The sequence below is a fragment of the Ruegeria sp. AD5 genome (assembly GCF_056542345.1).
Genome location: NZ_JBQFZR010000009.1, coordinates 1 through 16,806, shown reverse-complemented (window position 1 = coordinate 16,806; position 16,806 = coordinate 1). Strand labels below are relative to the sequence as shown.

The 16,806-nt window shown below is 54.7% G+C and carries 16 protein-coding genes and 1 pseudogene; 7 read left to right on the top strand and 10 right to left on the bottom strand.

Translation table 11 applies throughout. The features are described from left to right. The first annotated feature begins 1 nt into the window (after nucleotide 1). The 4 genes from paaI (at nucleotide 2) to ACR0JG_RS20270 (ending at nucleotide 2,657) form a co-directional block, all read left to right on the top strand. Nucleotides 2–430: a hydroxyphenylacetyl-CoA thioesterase PaaI gene (gene paaI / locus ACR0JG_RS20285; RefSeq protein ID WP_480572394.1), complete on the top strand. Its 429-nt coding sequence runs from the start codon at nucleotides 2–4 to the stop codon at nucleotides 428–430. 15 nt (nucleotides 431–445) lie between these two features. Continuing rightward, nucleotides 446–1,753 carry a phenylacetate--CoA ligase PaaK gene (gene paaK / locus ACR0JG_RS20280; RefSeq protein WP_170511538.1) on the top strand — a complete coding sequence of 436 codons (1,308 nt, stop codon included), beginning with the start codon at nucleotides 446–448 and terminating at the stop codon, nucleotides 1,751–1,753. 22 nt (nucleotides 1,754–1,775) lie between these two features. Then, nucleotides 1,776–2,372, top strand: coding sequence for a TetR/AcrR family transcriptional regulator (locus ACR0JG_RS20275; RefSeq protein WP_480572391.1), 597 nt, complete (start codon nucleotides 1,776–1,778; stop codon nucleotides 2,370–2,372). A gap of 69 nt (nucleotides 2,373–2,441) precedes the next feature. Beyond that, nucleotides 2,442–2,657 (top strand): hypothetical protein, encoded by a 216-nt coding sequence (locus ACR0JG_RS20270; RefSeq protein WP_170511540.1) that lies wholly within the window; start codon nucleotides 2,442–2,444, stop codon nucleotides 2,655–2,657. A 3-nt stretch (nucleotides 2,658–2,660) separates the two neighbouring features. Here the strand turns inward: ACR0JG_RS20270 and ACR0JG_RS20265 are convergent, their stop codons facing one another. From ACR0JG_RS20265 to pcaF, 7 genes are read right to left on the bottom strand one after another with little or no spacing between them, the layout of a single operon-like run. Next, nucleotides 2,661–3,419: a Phenylacetic acid catabolic protein gene (locus ACR0JG_RS20265; protein WP_480572388.1), complete on the bottom strand. Its 759-nt coding sequence runs from the start codon at nucleotides 3,417–3,419 to the stop codon at nucleotides 2,661–2,663. A 12-nt stretch (nucleotides 3,420–3,431) separates the two neighbouring features. Continuing rightward, nucleotides 3,432–4,505 carry a 2Fe-2S iron-sulfur cluster-binding protein gene (locus ACR0JG_RS20260; protein ID WP_480572385.1) on the bottom strand — a complete coding sequence of 358 codons (1,074 nt, stop codon included), beginning with the start codon at nucleotides 4,503–4,505 and terminating at the stop codon, nucleotides 3,432–3,434. Nucleotides 4,506–4,519: 14 nt separating this feature from the next. Further along, nucleotides 4,520–4,978 (bottom strand): 1,2-phenylacetyl-CoA epoxidase subunit PaaD, encoded by a 459-nt coding sequence (paaD, locus tag ACR0JG_RS20255; RefSeq protein ID WP_170404686.1) that lies wholly within the window; start codon nucleotides 4,976–4,978, stop codon nucleotides 4,520–4,522. Between the two features lie 6 nt (nucleotides 4,979–4,984). After that, nucleotides 4,985–5,752 (bottom strand): 1,2-phenylacetyl-CoA epoxidase subunit PaaC, encoded by a 768-nt coding sequence (gene paaC, locus ACR0JG_RS20250; protein WP_223117613.1) that lies wholly within the window; start codon nucleotides 5,750–5,752, stop codon nucleotides 4,985–4,987. Further along, nucleotides 5,752–6,036 carry a 1,2-phenylacetyl-CoA epoxidase subunit PaaB gene (gene paaB / locus ACR0JG_RS20245; protein WP_170404692.1) on the bottom strand — a complete coding sequence of 95 codons (285 nt, stop codon included), beginning with the start codon at nucleotides 6,034–6,036 and terminating at the stop codon, nucleotides 5,752–5,754. Before paaB ends, paaC begins: the two co-directional genes overlap by 1 nt. Before the next feature lie 23 nt (nucleotides 6,037–6,059). Then, nucleotides 6,060–7,052, bottom strand: coding sequence for a 1,2-phenylacetyl-CoA epoxidase subunit PaaA (paaA, locus tag ACR0JG_RS20240; RefSeq protein WP_170404695.1), 993 nt, complete (start codon nucleotides 7,050–7,052; stop codon nucleotides 6,060–6,062). A 15-nt stretch (nucleotides 7,053–7,067) separates the two neighbouring features. Next, nucleotides 7,068–8,270: a 3-oxoadipyl-CoA thiolase gene (gene pcaF, locus ACR0JG_RS20235; protein WP_170596866.1), complete on the bottom strand. Its 1,203-nt coding sequence runs from the start codon at nucleotides 8,268–8,270 to the stop codon at nucleotides 7,068–7,070. 1,203 nt (nucleotides 8,271–9,473) lie between these two features. Here pcaF and ACR0JG_RS20230 point away from each other — a divergent pair. Continuing rightward, nucleotides 9,474–9,614 carry a hypothetical protein gene (locus ACR0JG_RS20230; protein ID WP_480572382.1) on the top strand — a complete coding sequence of 47 codons (141 nt, stop codon included), beginning with the start codon at nucleotides 9,474–9,476 and terminating at the stop codon, nucleotides 9,612–9,614. Nucleotides 9,615–10,059: 445 nt separating this feature from the next. Then, complete coding sequence (locus ACR0JG_RS20225; protein WP_480572379.1) at nucleotides 10,060–11,073, top strand: hypothetical protein; 1,014 nt, start codon at nucleotides 10,060–10,062, stop codon at nucleotides 11,071–11,073. Nucleotides 11,074–11,216: 143 nt separating this feature from the next. Here ACR0JG_RS20225 and ACR0JG_RS20220 read toward each other — a convergent pair. The 3 genes and pseudogenes from ACR0JG_RS20220 to ACR0JG_RS20210 form a co-directional block, all read right to left on the bottom strand. Beyond that, nucleotides 11,217–11,605, bottom strand: a pseudogene (locus ACR0JG_RS20220) (transposase); the annotation flags it as partial. A gap of 394 nt (nucleotides 11,606–11,999) precedes the next feature. Beyond that, nucleotides 12,000–12,902 (bottom strand): hypothetical protein, encoded by a 903-nt coding sequence (locus ACR0JG_RS20215; RefSeq protein WP_480572376.1) that lies wholly within the window; start codon nucleotides 12,900–12,902, stop codon nucleotides 12,000–12,002. A 206-nt stretch (nucleotides 12,903–13,108) separates the two neighbouring features. Beyond that, complete coding sequence (locus tag ACR0JG_RS20210) at nucleotides 13,109–16,237, bottom strand: adenylate/guanylate cyclase domain-containing protein (protein ID WP_480572372.1); 3,129 nt, start codon at nucleotides 16,235–16,237, stop codon at nucleotides 13,109–13,111. A 116-nt stretch (nucleotides 16,238–16,353) separates the two neighbouring features. Here ACR0JG_RS20210 and ACR0JG_RS20205 point away from each other — a divergent pair, with 116 nt between their 5' ends. Then, nucleotides 16,354–16,683 carry a hypothetical protein gene (locus ACR0JG_RS20205; protein WP_480572369.1) on the top strand — a complete coding sequence of 110 codons (330 nt, stop codon included), beginning with the start codon at nucleotides 16,354–16,356 and terminating at the stop codon, nucleotides 16,681–16,683. Nucleotides 16,684–16,806: the final 123 nt, after the last annotated feature.

Below are 16,806 nucleotides of genomic sequence, written 5' to 3'. Positions count from 1 at the left end.
GATGACGCCGAAGGAACGCGCACTGAAAGCCGCTGCTGCCATGTGGGGGCGGGACAATGCCTCGAAATGGGCAGGCATGGAACTGGTCGAGATGGATGAAGGCGCTGCGACGCTGGCGTTGCAGGTGGCTGACCATCACTGCAACGGGCACGGGATCTGCCATGGCGGCGTGACATTCATGTTGGCCGACAGCGCCTTTGCCTTTGCCTGCAATAGTCGCAACCAGTCCACAGTCGCCCAGCACAATGTGATCAGCTACGTCGCGCCCGCGCGATCCGGTGATCTGCTGACGGCCCGCGCAACGGAACTGAGCCTGACAGGACGCAGCGGCATCTATGACGTATCCATAACCAACCAAGCCGGACAAAAGATCGCAGAATTTCGGGGCTTTTCCCGCGCGGTCAAAGGCCCGGTGTTTGACGAGACCTGAGATGAGGGGGATGGCATGAAGGATCTTACTCCGAACAAGGCGGATCTTGATCCGATCGAGATCGCCTCGATTGATGAAATCCGCAACCTACAGTTGGATCGGCTGAAATGGTCGCTGCGCCATGCTTATGACAACGTGCCTATGTACCGGCAGCGGTTTGATGAGGCCGGTGTGCATCCTGACGACCTTCAGTCCCTCAGTGATCTGGCACGGTTTCCGTTTACCTACAAAAACGATCTGAGGGAAAACTATCCCTTTGGTCTGTTTGCAGTCCCGCGTGAGCAGATCATTCGTGTTCATGCCTCGTCGGGAACCACGGGCAAGCCAACCGTCGTGGGGTATACGCAAGGCGATATCGATAATTGGGCGGATCTGGTGGCGCGGTCGTTGCGTGCCAGCGGTTTGCGCCGGGGCGACATGGTGCACAACGCCTATGGCTATGGCCTGTTCACCGGCGGTCTGGGCGCGCATTATGGAATCGAACGTCTGGGGGCCACGGTCGTCCCGATGAGCGGTGGGCAGACCGGCAAGCAGGTCGACCTGATCACTGACTTCAAACCTGACGGGATTATGGTAACACCATCCTATATGCTGAACATTCTTGAGCAGTATCACAAGATTGGACTCGATCCGCGCGAAAGTTCCTTGGCTGTCGGCGTCTTTGGCGCTGAACCTTGGACGGATTCGATGCGCTCCGAGGTTGAACAAGCATTCGATATGCATGCCGTCGATATCTACGGCCTGTCCGAGATCATGGGACCGGGCGTCGCCAATGAGTGCGTCGAAACCAAAGACGGGCCCGTGATCTGGGAAGACCACTTCTACCCCGAAATCATCGACCCGCAGACCGGCGAGGTCATGCCTGATGGTGAGATTGGTGAACTGGTGTTCACCACGCTGACCAAAGAAGGTCTTCCGATGATCCGCTATCGCACCCGTGACCTGACGCGGCTTTTGCCCGGTACGGCTCGGTCGATGCGTCGGATGGAAAAGATCACGGGCCGCTCGGATGACATGATCATTCTGCGGGGTGTCAACGTCTTCCCCAGTCAGATCGAGGAGCAGGTTCTGGCAACCGGCGGTCTGGCGCCCTACTACCAGATCGAACTTTACAAAGCTGGCCGGATGGACGCGATGCGCGTGCATGTCGAAGCAACGCCGGATGCAGCCGATGAGCTGAGCAAAACCGCCGCTGCTCGGATGCTATCTCGCCGGATTAAAGAGGTGGTTGGCATCTCGACCGAGATCGATATAGGCGAGCCGGGCGAGGTAGAACGCTCACAAGGCAAGGCCCGGCGCGTGATTGACAATCGGGACATCTAAGCGACAGACGGAGGGTCAGGATTTGGCGCGCACGATAGCAAAAGACCACGACCATAAACGAACTCGCATCCTAAAATGCGCCGCCCGCGTCTTCGCGCAGGAAGGATTTGATCGGGCGTCAATGTCTCAGCTGGCGCGGGAGTGCGGGATATCCAAGGCCAATATCTATCACTACTACGACAGCAAGGACGCCATTCTGTTCGATATTCTTGACAGTTACCTGCTGCAATTGCGTGACCAGGTTTGCGGCTTGAACCTTGATGGGATGGAACCCGCGGATCGCTTGAAACGGGTGGTGCGGGAAATACTACTGGCCTATCAAGGCGTGGATGATGAGCATCGCGTGCAAACCAGCGGCATGTCCGCATTGCCCGAAGAGCAGCAGAATCTGCTGCGTGGCTATCAGAGGGATCTGGTGGTGTTCGTCAGCGACATCATCGCCAGCATCTCGCCTGCAACTTTCAAGGATGATGCGGCCAAGCTTCGGGCCACGACCATGTCCGTTTTCGGAATGTTGAACTGGTTCTACATGTGGAATGCCGGGGCGGATGCCAACGCGCGCAGCGATTACGCCGCGTTGGTAAGCAATCTGACATTATCAGGTGTTGATGGCCTTTGAACCCTTGTTGGCACAGAGTTGATTTGGCTCTTCGGTCAGGATGAGGTTCAATAAGGGCGGAGGTTACCCATGCAACGCCCTGATCGTTTCGATAAATTCTATTTCGCCAAAGTAGGTCTGGGCGAAGCCTGTGGCTGCGCCGAGCGGGTGATTGACGTTTTTGAGTTCAATCGGAAATGTGGTGCTAAAGCCCAGCAGTCATTGAAGAAAGATCGGCGAAAGCGTCGCACGCTTCGCGGTTTGGCCGTGAAGTATGGGTTGCTGAGCCGCAAACGCCAACCTTGAAAGCTAGGGTACTTCAAGTCCCAACTTTTCGACCTGATCGGTCGCTTTTACTGTCCACTGATCTTTCATCTCAATCCCGGTTAATTGCCGCAGCCCCAGCTTGCGGAGCGTTTCGGTTTTCTCGGCTGTGCCCGCCCCAAAACTTGCCGCGACCCGGGGCCACCAATAGTCGACCGACGCTTGCATTTCTGCAGCCTTTCCCTGTTCGATCAGCTTGCCCGCGCCCTCAAGCGCAAGCTCCCCATGGCGCGCCTCGATTGGGGAAATCTCGCGGAAGGCCTCGGCCAGAGGCTGATAGGATAACTGCGAAAACTGGGCGAGTTGGACGTCAACCGCCTGGCTCATCAGCAGGTTCATAACCACGGCATCTTCCCATCCTTCGATCGGATAGTTGAATACAGCAAGGCGCATGTCGTGTTCGGACCGCGTAGCCCCGATATCCGCATCACGATCCAGACGTGTGGTCCAGGGATGGTGATTTGCATAGCGGTCAGTGTTGGCTCCGAACTCGCCCATGATTTTCAGGACACGATCTGCGTTGTCGGTCTTTTCCAGCACAATCTTGGCCGCCGCGATGCGTTCCTTGATGCCCGGACCCAGATTTATGATGTCGGCAAAGCCCGCTGCGCCGGCCAGTTCGCTGTCCACGAAGGTCGCCATCAATTTCATGAGCTCTGCACGATAGCGCGGAGGCACGTTGGTTGGATTACTCAGGACACCACCCGCTGCCAAATAGCTCTCGATTGTCATGTCTTCAGCCATCATTCCCTCCGTCTACTGATCGTAGTCCACGGCTACAGTGTCGGTCAGCGGATAGGCCTGACAGCTCAGGACGTATCCTTTCTCGACTTCGTAGTCTTCCAATGCGTGATTGGCGACCATCTCGACCTCGCCCTCAAGCACCCGGCAGCGGCAGGTTGAACAGACCCCGGCCTTACAGGCGTAAGGCGCGTCCATCGCATTCTCCAACGCGGCATCGAGAATCGATTGATCCTTCGGCATGGTGATCGTTTGCGTTGCCCCGTCCATGGTGATTGATGTTTTGGTCTGGTTGTCCTGAGACGCCGTGTCCGCCCCGCTCACTTTGCGCTTGACCCGACCAGGTTGAGCGCTGGCGAAGAGTTCAAACTTGATCTGCCCGTCGTTCAGCCCATGCGCCCGCAGGGCTGAGGCAATGCCCAGCATCATCGGCTCGGGGCCGCAGATAAAAGCCGTGTCGACGTTCTGAATATCGATCCAGTGTTCAAAAAGTTCGGCACATTTGTCTTGCGTGACCAGACCTGTAAAAAGCTCGATTTCCTGCGCGTCTGTTTCCAGAATATGGATCACGTTCAGACGCCCCATATAGAGGTTCTTGAGGTCCTCAAGCTCCTCTCGGAACATGATCGTGTTCACGCCCTTGTTGGCATAAACCAATGTGAACCGCGAATGTGGTTCTCGGGCGAGCGTCGTCTTCAGGATCGAGAGAACTGGCGTGATGCCCGACCCACCCGCAAAGCCCAGATAATGTTTTTCGGCGGAGGGATCGATTGCGGTGTAAAAGCTGCCCATCGGCGGCATCGCCTGCACCGTATCGCCCACCTTTAGATCGGAGTTGGCCCAGGTCGAGAATGCGCCGCCATCCACACGCTTGATCCCCACCTGCAGAATGCCCTCATCCTTGCCCGCGCAGATCGAATAGGACCGGCGCAGTTCTTCCCCGTCGAAATCGCGGCGGAAGGTCAGGTACTGGCCTTGGGTAAAGTCGAATTCATCGGCTGAACCGTTTAAAGGTTTCAACGTCACAACCACCGCATCGCGGATGGTTTTGTGAACATCGGTAACTTCCAGATCATGAAAGCGTGCCATCCGGTGATCCTCCCTCAGATGCACTTGAAATAGTCAAAAGGTTCCAGGCAGTCGGTGCAGCGCCAATGGGCCTTGCAAGGGGTCGAGCCAAACTGGCTGACCTTTTCAACCGCCTTGCTACCGCAATGTGGGCAGCGTTCAGGTCCACCTGCAGGCTGCGGCGGGGCGATGCCGTAATCCTCGAGCCGAGCACGGCCCTTGTCGCTGAGCCAATCGGTGGTCCAAGCCGGTGCGATACTTGTCTCGATCCGCAGATCGTCGATTCCATGATCACGCAGCGCAGTTTCGATATCCATGCTGATGACCGAGGTCGCCGGGCAGCCCGAATAGGTCGGCGTGACGGTAACCGTCAGAGTGTCTTCATCCCATCGCACATCGCGTACAATGCCCAGATCGACGACCGAGATCACCGGAATCTCAGGGTCTGGTACAGCGTCCAGCCATTCCCACACCTGATCCGTTGAAGCCCGCATTGATCCTTACCACTTCGCGCCGGGATATGCGCGCTGCAACCACTGCATCTGTGTCAGAAGATGGCCCAGATGCTCGGTATGCATGCGACCGTCGCGCCCGCCCTTATGGGCAAAGCGGCTTTCGGGAATGGTTAGTGTCGCCTCGGACAGCACACGCTCGATCAGAGCGTCATATTCTGCGCGCAGATCTGCCGGGTTCGGGGCAATCCTCGCCGTAACCATTTCTGCATCAACATCGTCACTGGCAAACATCTCGCCGACATATGGCCAGAGATAGTCCAGCGCCTCTTGCATGCGGGCATGACTTTCCTCGGTCCCGTCGCCGAGGCCCACAACCGTGTCGCCCGAGCGTTCGAGGTGATAGCTAACTTCTTTGCTGGCCTTGGCGGCAATCGCCGCGACCCGGTCGTCAGAGGATGTCATCAGACGCCCCAGCATGATCGAATGCCACGCATCGAACAGGAACTGACGCATCAGCGTGCGGCCGAAGTCGCCGTTCGGCACTTCGACCAGCAGCACATTGCGGAAATCCCAGGCATCTCGCAGAAAGGCCAGATCATCGGCGGATTTTCCGCCGTCGATCTCACCCGCAAGACCCAGCCACATCTGAGTCTGACCGATCAGGTCCAGCGCGGTATTGGCCAGCGCGATGTCTTCCTCCAGCACAGGCGCATGACCGCACCATTCGCTGACGCGATGGCCGAGGATCAGGGTATTGTCCCCCATCCGAAGCAGAAACTGCAGCAAAGCGTCATTGGAAACCGGAACACTCATTACATCGCCCCCACTTCTTCGGGAATATCGAAGAAGGTTGGATGGCGGTACACTTTGCTTTCGCTGGGCTCGTACAGCGGACCTTTGTCGCTGGGCGATGAGGCCGAGATGTTGTTGGCCTCAACCACCCAGATCGAAACGCCTTCGTTGCGGCGCGTGTAGACATCGCGCGCGTTCTTGATCGCCATTTCCGCGTCCGGGGCGTGTAACGACCCAACATGGCGGTGGCTCATGCCATGTTGTCCGCGGATGAAGATTTCCCACAGGGGCCATTCGTTGTTCATTTGGTATCCTCCTCAGGGCAGTCTTATTCTGCAGCCAGATTTGCGGCGCGTTTCTTGCGGGCATGAGCCAGCAGCCCGTCGCGAACCCATTTACCGTCGTCCCACGCCTTGTTACGCGCGGCCAGCCGGTCGACATTGCAGGGGCCGTTGCCCTTGATCACATCGAAAAACTCGGACCAGTCCGGGTCGGTGTAATCATAATGGCCCCGTTCTTCGTTCCATTTCAGGTCCGGGTCAGGGATACTCAGACCCAGATATTCGGCCTGAGGCACGGTCTGATCCACGAATTTCTGGCGCAGCTCGTCATTGGTGTTGATCTTGATCTTCCACGCCATGGATTGCGCCGAATGCACGCTTTCCTTGTCCGACGGCCCGAACATCATCAGCGACGGGTACCACAGTCGATTTATTGCATCCTGCGCCATCTTACGCTGTTCTGGCGTACCCTCTGCCATCTTGCGGATCGCATCATAGCCCTGGCGCTGGTGAAAGCTCTCTTCTTTGCAGATGCGGATCATTGCGCGCGAGTATGGTCCGAAGGATGTCCGCTGCAGCGGAACCTGGTTCATGATCGCAGCGCCATCGACCAGCCATCCGACCGCGCCTATATCGGCCCAGTTCAGTGTCGGGTAGTTGAAGATCGACGAATACTTCATGCGCCCGTCCAGCAGCATCTCGGTGATCTCATCCCGGCTGACACCCAGCGTTTCTGCCGCGCAATAGAGATACAGCCCATGCCCGGCCTCATCCTGCACCTTGGCCAGCAGGATCGCCTTGCGCTCCAGCGTTGGCGCTCGGGTGATCCAGTTTCCTTCGGGCAGCTGGCCTACGATTTCAGAATGTGCGTGCTGGCCAATTTGACGGATCAGTGTCGCGCGATAGTCGTCGGGCATCCAATCCTTGGGCTCGATCTTGATATCGGCGTCGATCTTGTCCTGAAACGCGCGCTCCTGCTCGGTCATCTCCTCGCGGGATTTCACGCCTGTTCCGGCTGTTTTGATCATCTGAGCGTACATGTGAGGTCTCCTCCCTTACACACGTTCAAGAATAAGTGCGGCACCCTGCCCTACCCCGACACACATGGTACAGAGCGCGTAGCGGCCTCCGGTGCGGCGCAGTTGATAGGCAGCAGTCATCACTAGCCGCGCACCGCTCATTCCAAGCGGGTGGCCAATGGCGATTGCCCCGCCATTTGGGTTCACATGCGGCGCATCATCAGGCACCCCGAGTTCGCGCAGCGTGGCTAGGCCCTGCGAGGCAAACGCCTCGTTCAATTCTATCACATCCATCTGATCGATGCTGAGCCCAGCCCGTGCAAGCACCTTACGGCTGGCTGGAACCGGGCCGATGCCCATCACGCGCGGCTCCACTCCAGCAACGGACATGCCAACCACACGGGCAATCGGGGTCAGGTCGTTCTTTGCCGCAGCAGTTTCATTTGCCATCAGGATCGCCGCCGCGCCGTCGTTAACACCCGAGGCGTTTCCAGCGGTCACAGTCTTGTCCAGACCGTTGATGCCCTTTAAGCCAGACAGTTTCTCTGCTGTAGTCCCCGGTCGCGGATGCTCGTCCGTATCGACCACCACCGGGTCACCTTTGCGCTGGGGGATTGTGACCGGGGTGATCTCCTCCTGAAACACCCCGGTCTGGTGCGCCGCGGCCCAGCGGGCCTGGCTGCGTTCGGCAAACGCGTCCTGATCGGAGCGACTGATACCATAAGCTTCCGCTACGTTATCCGCTGTTTCGGGCATCGAGTCGATACCAAATTCCTTTTCCATTTTCGGATTCACAAAGCGCCAGCCGATCGTGGTGTCGTAAACGGCATTGGCACGAGTAAAGGCGGATGTTGCCTTGGGCATCACAAATGGCGCACGCGACATGCTTTCGACCCCACCCGCGATCGCCATGTCATAATCCCCAGCCTTGATGGCGCGCGCAGCCATGCCCACCGCATCCATGCCAGACGCGCAGAGCCGATTGATTGTCGTTCCCGGTACATCCACCGGCAGCCCTGCCAGCAACGCCGCCATCCGCGCCACATTGCGGTTGCTTTCACCGGCTTGGTTCGCATCGCCATAAATCACGTCGTCCAGACTGGACCAATCCACCTGTGGGTTACGCGCGACAAGCGAAGCGATTGGCAGGGCGGCAAGATCATCTGTGCGCACCTGGCTTAGTCCACCACCATATCGTCCGATCGGGGTGCGCTGGGCGTCGCAGATAAAGGCGTCCATAGGTCGATTACTCCGAATTTGAATTCACATCATTAAGTGACCGATAGGTCGGTTAATAAGCCTCTCATCGATTCGCAGCAAGCTTTATGTTACTTCATATACGTTTTATTGCTTTTTCCGTAACGCTTTGGCTTGCTGCGAGTAACTTGGTAGTGTGAAACGTAGTCTTTGCCGGCTTACCATCTGCGCCGATGCCGTCTCAGACCTTTGGTAAGGGTTCCTGCAACACAAAATTTGACAAATCGAAAGCGTACTTAGACCGCTTCGAATAGGCAGTTTGAAATGTTGCCATTTTGAGATTGGAGTACCGGTAAACGTTTGGATCTGCGGCAGACATCGCACCAGATTGGCTGGTTTTGACCTATAGCGTTTAATGAACGACACTTAAAAACTTTCGTCGCAAAAGCCGCCTTCAGTCATCGACAATCATCAAGTTAACTTTGAAAAGAAGCGTTGAATGCTCAATGCACAGAAGCCGAGACGACATCCATCATTCGCAGCTGTCTATCGGAGATCAAGTTGATCCCGTTAGAACGGAAGTATGCGATTAAACTTGTTGAGGAACTGTCGGTGTATTTGCGTTGGTTGAGATTCAAAACGAACAAAGCCGCCCTGCGGCGGTCTGTTCGGTGCTTTGTTCGACCCAATTGCTTGCGGGAGCAGGATTTGAACCTTTTGCCTTTAGGTTATGAGCCTGACGAGGTTTGATCGTTAAGCAATTGATCCGGTGGACTGTTTGTAGTCTGCACGGGCTGCTCTGAGATTTTCTAAAGTTGGTTGCGGGAGGGCGCAACCACCGATGCCGAACGCAACTGAAATGCCAGGTATAGGCGGTGATTACAACGGATCGTCGCAACACGTGCGTTGAACCGTTTTGCTGGCGGTTGCTTTTTTGCATTTCAGCATTCCAAGTGCGAGCACAAAACAATGACACGGAAGTTAACAACCTATTCGTAGAAGCGGTAGAGCTTTACCGGCAGTTAAAAAAGTGTCTGGAAACGTCAAGTTAGAGGCATACAAAAAAGTCCGGAGTCTCTTCGAGAAGATTCTGAGCGACTGTACTGAATTAAAGCCTGCAAGAGGAGCGGCCCGGGAGGGTCACCATTGCCAGCCTTCCCAACTCCAGACCGAAAGGATGGAACGATTTGTAACGCGAAATTGTTCGGGGTTTTCAGGTCAGATACGATAACGGCACGGGGGCGAATGAAACCGCAGCGGACGCTGCATTTTGCGCGCATCTTGCGTGGCGGCTATGATGCCGCTGAACCCAATCAATTCTTAGAGCAAAGAGGCTGGACGCTTTTAAATGCTTTCAAAGCGATCGTGCTCTTGTCGGTGATGTGACCGCTTCTATCACTTGACGAAGCACACTATGGGCCTAGCTATGCGCATTTGTTTGGCACACGAGACCAAGCAATTTGGAAAGCTCAACACACCACGCATGGTCTAGCCCAAAATCATAGTTCTCGGCCTAGCGGCACGAGACGAGGCTGAGATTCGCGCTATTGCCGAATAAATGACCGTTATTTTTATATCTGATGCTGTGTTTGGCAGTTTACTTGGTTTAGTTGCTAAGAATGAAGCTTCCGGCGAAAACAAAATGCCCAAGCGGCAACTGTACGTCGCACTGCTACAAATCCAGTGCAGCGAATGCTGAATTGTGCTAACCTTACACCGCTACAGCGGTTTGCTCATTGCGTGAACGTTTTGCCGTCCAATCGCACTTAGCTGATTGCTGTTGTTTTTAAGTCTTTGCTTTTTTGTCGTTAAGTTTTCCAGGGAGAGTTTTATGATCAGTAGTCTTTGCACGGCCTTTTTTAGCAAGGCTCGTTACGGAACTCCGATGTGTTTATTGGTTTCATTGTCCATTGCGACGGATGTTCGCGGTCAGGACAACGAAATCGTGACGGTGCCAAGTGTTTTCTACAGCTATCTGTCCGAGGAAAAAGATTCTGAAGGTAACCACATAAAGAAGTTTTTTGACCTAAAAGAGCTTTCCGACCAAATAAGCGAGTTGGGCCTAAGCTCCGAGTCCGCACTTGCGATAAATGCTTCGGAGGAGGATGGTTATAGATCATTGAACGAAGATGCTTTTATCAATGCTCTGAGACAAAGTGATAACCCTGGGTTGGAGGCCCTTGGTGACTCACTCGGGTATTTTGAAGATGAAGAACTGAACGGTGGTGGAGTGCAAGCCGCGGCAGCGATAGAAATGCTAACAGTTTCTGACATCGGTGCAGAAAAGTGTAAGGCGCTTCCGCCTGCCCCACCAGATCTGGGCAATCCAAATAACAAATGGGAAATCTACAAAACGGCTATTTTGGGTCGCAGTTCCATGACTGCCGTCCAGTACGCTTTTGATCAAGACGCGAACGAGGGCCTTGGTCGTGGCCAATTCGACATAAGAACCACCAAGTTTGTCCTATGTCGTAATCTACTTACGAACGACATAGAGGGCATCCCAATCAATGTGCGGTGGGTATTCAATGTGAATGGCCAAAGCCTGAGAGTCGAAGAATCAGGCGGCTTTTCAAACCCGCCGCCCAATGGTGGTTCGTATCAGCAGCGGTTTATTGCAAGAGGAACGGGAATTCAGCTTGTACTTATGCAAATTGACGGCACGGCGCTGCCGCCCAATAACCCTGCATACCTGATTGTAGGGAATGCCTGTATCGACATTTGGTTCGTGGATAAGGTTAATGGTTTTGACATTTCCGTGCCGGCGTCGCTGCCAAACGCAGGTGTGTTTTGTGCGGGCGGCTATTGCAAGGGCGTTCCACCGGGTTTGGATGCGACGCGATAGGTCAATTCTTCTCGCACGCCAAAATTGAGGCATCGATAAAAACGAGATGCGCTTATGTGAGCGCAGCGAATGGCGCTTTGGGCTTTGTGACCTGCGGTAGTGATCGCGACTTACGCCGTTAATCAAGAGAACTGGCGACTAGTTCATGTTGACAAATGGCGACGCCAAAGTCGGTTGGACTCTATGTCTATGAATCCGATGAAGCTCTCTGCGGTCTTGTGGTAGCGGGTCGCAACACGTCGAGCGTTTTTGAGCCTGTAAAAGCAGCGCGAGACCCGATTTCGCGGCCGGTAGAGTGAACGGTCGACACCAACGCGCATCTATATGATTTTCAGCATCGGTATCTGGGTCATCACATCTCGATTATTCATCTGTCTACGTGTTTTGTCAGCATCATAGCCGCGATCAGCTATCAACACGTGCGGCAAGGCAGATTGTCTACCTTTACCAAATCGAAACCACGATAATCAGATGTCCAACCCGGTGTGATAACGGTCCTCATATGCAGGCCGTGTGCGTTTTCGAGCAGGTGGGTCACACGCCCTTTCTGAAAGAGAACATGCGAGCAGGTCTGGACCTTCCTACTCGCGTTCTTTCCTTCGATCAGAATGATTGCCTGCAGATCTGCTACACTGGCTCCCAGTTTCTTGAAGTCCGGCATGGGTTCACAGACGCCTCTGCGTTGCGTGCATTTCAGAGCAAGATAAAGGACGTCCACACGAGAAAGGCCCCACGGCATCCGAACGCAGGGCCCTTCACAAGCGTAGTTATATCCCGCTTTCTACGGGATATCGCTGGTGGAGCCTTCGACGTGGAAGTTCATGCCGGCTAGCCTAGAAGGACGAATGTCAACGTTCGCGAAATAGAAAAAACGGCGCCGGCTGAGACACGCAACCCGCGACTGGGCGGCCAACTCCGCTGTTCTGTCAGCGCGTATTCACAATGGGTGGTTCTGAACAACGACCGAGGCAATAGTGGACACCTGCCGCGTCGCCGGGGTCCAGCGTCTTTGGTACGCCTGTTTCTTCCCGGAACATCATGTCGATACAGGCGGTTTCGTTTTTTTCGAAGATCAGGGGGATACGCCCAAAATCATCTGACAAAATCTTGTCTCGATCAATCATTACTTTCCATTTCGCGCGGCCCTTGCGAAACTCCCAATTCGCTTCCCAATAGGTAACGATTGTGATGTCCTTTTTCGCGGCATAAAGCTTGTATTTAAACTGCTTCGCCATATCGGCGCTGACCTTCAGTTCTGTCGCATCAAAAGCTTCATGAAATACGCCTTTTTCCTTGCTCTCAGATTTTTTTTCTTCCCATCTGGCATTCTTGGCCTCGATGTGGAAGTACTGGTAACGGACTGCTGGTGTTAGCCTTCCGTCGCGCGAGACTGCAGTTCGCATCAAGACACAGAGACGAAGGTCGCCGCTTCGCTTCAAAGGCGGCCCATCTGCGCCGACCGAATAATAATACCCGCTTAACGAGGGTTTATGCAGACATTTGTCCAATATCTGCCCCTTGACCGAAAGTGTCCTTGCGCCGAACAGGTTTTTGTTGTTCGCAACCCTGACAACCGGTTCTGTTGCGACCCCGGAAAACCCGCCGTAATCGCGGACAAGCGACGCCCTGTTCAGAGCTGGACAAACATTTGGCGGTTCACAAGGGGGCGGGCTGAGCACATCCAAGAGCGCTGTGAATTCCGCATCCGTGAACTCTTTTACTTCCTTGGGCCGGGCTCCCTGATCCTTGCTGCGAGATACTACGCCCGCGACCACCTTCTGGTCGGGCAAGTTGATCGTGTTGAATGATGATCCCTCCTCATCTTCCACTACGTAGGAACAACCGGCAACAAGAGCGGCAATGCAAATTAACAGCAACAAACTTAAACTGGGTCTTTTCATAATTTACTCCGACAACAAAAATTCGAGCAATGTCGGCACCGTAGCACGTTCGGTTCAAAAAATCTAAGAATCCTCCCGGTTTGCCGGAAAATGTGGACTGTAAAAGGGATTTCGGGTTGCAGGGTGCGGCATGGTTAAACGGCGGGATGGGCCTTAATCTTCTTTTCGATTGTAACGGTCAGCCGTTCATGGAACCTGATGGAGGAGACCGCAAGAATCTCACGGGCTTTGGACATTTCCACGGCGGCTTCTTCCGGATCGCCCTGATGGAGCAAGGCATCCGCAAGCAGGCTGTGCGAGAAGGCAACGATCTGACCCGATCCTGTCTCCACATATTTTTCAAGCCCGTCCCGTAGGGTCTTGACACCCGTTGCTTCGCCACATCTGGTCTCGGCCCATCCCACAAGTACGGCGGACCAGTGTTCCCAATACTTGAATTTCTTTCTTTTGCTGGTTTCGTAGGCTTCCTTGGCAAATTCTAGACAGGGTGCGGGCTCACCGTAGGTACAGAAAATGGACGCGATAATGCTCAACGCGTAGCAGCGGGAGAATTCGCTGCGTTCGGCGCGGGTTTTGGCTATCGCCTGCTCCAGTTCCGAGCGCACCTTGTCATCTTCAGGGTCCTGCAGAGTACGTGCCCAGCAGCGCATCACCATATCGACAATTTCCGTATCCGCTGGATAGAATCGGTTGATTTCGCTCAAGTCGCACTGGGCGCGATGTTCAATTGCACGGTCCAGATGAGAAATCGCCTGGTCGAATTCGCCCCTAAGCAGCGAAGCCAAGCCGCTATTGTGTTCGCTTAAGGTGTGCAAAGCGGCATTGGGGTCATCGGCCAGCATGTCAGTCATTTGTTCGCAATACGGCCAGGCGGCATCGGGGCGGCCACCGATCAAGTGTTCACCTATGAGCTGGTGGAGGTTGGTAAAAGCCACTTCGTGATCGCCACTTTTCTCGTTAAGCGCGATCAGCTTTTCCAGATTTCTTGTGATGTCGGGCGAGCCCCAGCTGCGCATTTCAAGGGCGACGGCGAGAGACTGGCGCAATTTGATCTCGATCTGGTCGGACGTTTCGTGGTGCTCAAGCCTGTCGTGCGCCTCGATCGCGGCGCTCATCTGGGCAATTGCTTCGTTGCTGGCATAGTTGCGCAGGCTCAGCTTGGCAGCTTCGTGCCACCGATCCCTCGCAGCGTCGAATTGTTCCGCCTTTTTGTAGTGTAGCGCCAGAATTTCGGGCTGACGTGCGCAAAGGTTCGCAAAACGCGCTACCATGGTTTCGGCAATGCGGAGGTGAAGACTCCTTGCCTGTTGTGGTAAGATCGCCTCGTAGGCGACATCGCTGATCAGGGCATGGCGGAAAGAAAAACTGCTTTCGCCTCCTTCAAATTTCTCCACCATGGTCTGTGCGCGTGCGAGGTTTTGAAGCTCTGACAGGATTTCATCGACCGGTCGCCCAGCAACGGCGGCGACGAGATCACTCGTAAAGCCCTGTCCCAGAGCGGCACAAATTGAAATCGTGTCCGGTGCGACGCTCAGATGGTCGAGCCGGACCCGGAGCAGGTCCTTCAAGTTCGACGGGAATAGTGTTTCTTGTTTCAAATGGCCGTCCGGCCGGATTGAACCCGCGGAGCGGGCCAGCATACTCACCATTTCCTCAACAAAGAGCGGTACGCCTTCCGAGCGGGTGATGATGGTTTCCATAAGCCCGTTCAGTGCCATTCCGTCGCTCATCAGTGCTTCGAGTAGCTGCGCTGTTTCGCGCGTGCCCAAACTGGGCAACGACAATGTGGTGACCTTGGGCAGGTTCGACCACCTTGGTGTGTATTCAGGGCGGTAGGTGCCCAGTACCATAACCCGCAGATTGCCGATTCGCTCCAGCAGGTTGTTGAGCAACTCTTCGGAAGAGGGATCGATCCATTGCAGGTCTTCGAAGAGGATAAAGACAGGTTTTTTGAGCGAGGCGCGTTCGACGTAGTTTTGCAGGATCTCAAAAGTGCGCGTTTTAATCTCTTCGGGCGCCACAGGCGGGCGTTGCTCCGGCGCACCGAAAGAAAGCAGGTTGGAAAACAGTGAGGTCACTTCGTCTGAGGCGTTGCCGCGCTCTTCCAGAAACGTTTTCAGTTTGGATTCGCGCTCTTTGAGAGTGTCGTTTTCCTTAAGGCCGACAGCATTGATGATATGTGACTTTATTGGAAAGAACGAGCTGTTTTCATGGTAGGGTGAGCACTGGAAGCTGAGCCTCTGGCCCATGGGGAGAACGAGCGTTTGCTGTATTTCCTCTGCTAGACGCGACTTTCCGAGCCCCGCCTCGCCAGAGAGAAATATTGCCTGTCCTTCGCCACGGCAGGCGGCGTTCCAGCGTCTGCGCAGCAAGTTGAATTCGCCTTCACGTCCAATCAGGGGGGTTAGCGCGCCGTGTATCCGCTTCTCGAAGCGTAGCTCTGTCTTTCGAGATTCTTTTACCAGCCAAACACTTACAGGGCTCGAAAATCCTTTCAGTTGGTGTTTGCCGATCGAAGTGCAGCGGAAGTTGTACCCCAAAAGCCGCCGCGTTCGCCCAGATATGGCAATTTGCCCAGGATCGGCCAGCGCCTGAAGGCGGGCGGCGAGGTTGGGGATATCCCCCAGCACGAAACTGTCGACCTGTTGTGTGCCGTGCATAATGTCTTCGAGCAGAACATCGCCGGTCGCTATGCCAATGCGCACGGACAGTTTTTCTAGCGGGGGAACAGGGATCACGCTCACTTTTTCGATGATTGCAAGTGCCGTGAGCACTGCGCGCTCTGCATCATCTTCGTTGGCTACCGGGTGACCGAAGTAGGCAACCACCCCGTCACCGACGAATTGAGCGACATAGCCGAAATTCTCTTTGATCGCTTCGGCACAGAGGTTCTGAAAGGCCTTGAGCGAGTCTCGATACTGCTCGATCCCCAGTTCCTGCACGAGCCCTGTCGAGTTGACCAAATCAACGAACATGATCGTCATCTGACGCAGCTCGCCGATGGACCTTCGCGGCCGTTCTGTCGCGATTTCGAAGGCGGAGGCGGATTCCTGAAAACCGGCAACGTCGGGGTCTTCCCTCTCCTCCGGCAGCGCCCTCATCGCTTTGAGAAGTCGTTTGCTATCGCCAAGCGCGATGCCAAGGCTTGCGAAATCCTGCTCAGAAAGCTCTCCGATGACGTCTAAATCAATGGAATTGGCTTCCATCACGTCGAGGTATTTTTCCAACTTCAGAGATTCGAGCCATGACTTTAATGTAAGCATCGGCAACGGGCCCTTCACTTCTCTACGGTTCTGGCAGGCCGGTTAACGCGAAGCCAATCCCGGATTAATGAAGCCAACAAGAACTCGCGCCAAATGTCAAAGGATGTGCGCTGTTTGTGCCGGAAGCACAACTACTACTTGAAGGCGCAGTTGCCGAACGGGTTAGACGTCGGTTGAAAGAAGACGCGATCCGGGATTTGAAGATCAATGACCACGATACGGTAAAAGAAGTCCGCGAGCGCGTGAGCCACAGTTTTCGTATTCAGCAAAGTCTGGGATTTGGGACTCGGCGCAATTTCGGCAAAATCTATATGTTCAAACGCAATCCCGATCAAACGATACGGGTGTTCCACCCAACGGAACAAAGACACCTGCGACAACCGGTTGACGATCAAACTCAAGGAACTCGAAGACTGTGTTCTCTGAAGCGGCTTATTCGACAGTGATGGTATCGGGAGTAGGAATTGAACCTCTGAGTTTCATGTTATGAGCCTGGCGAGGTTTGATCGTTAAGCAATTGATCGGGGTGATCAATTGTAGTCTGCACGGGCTGTGTTTGGATTTTCTAA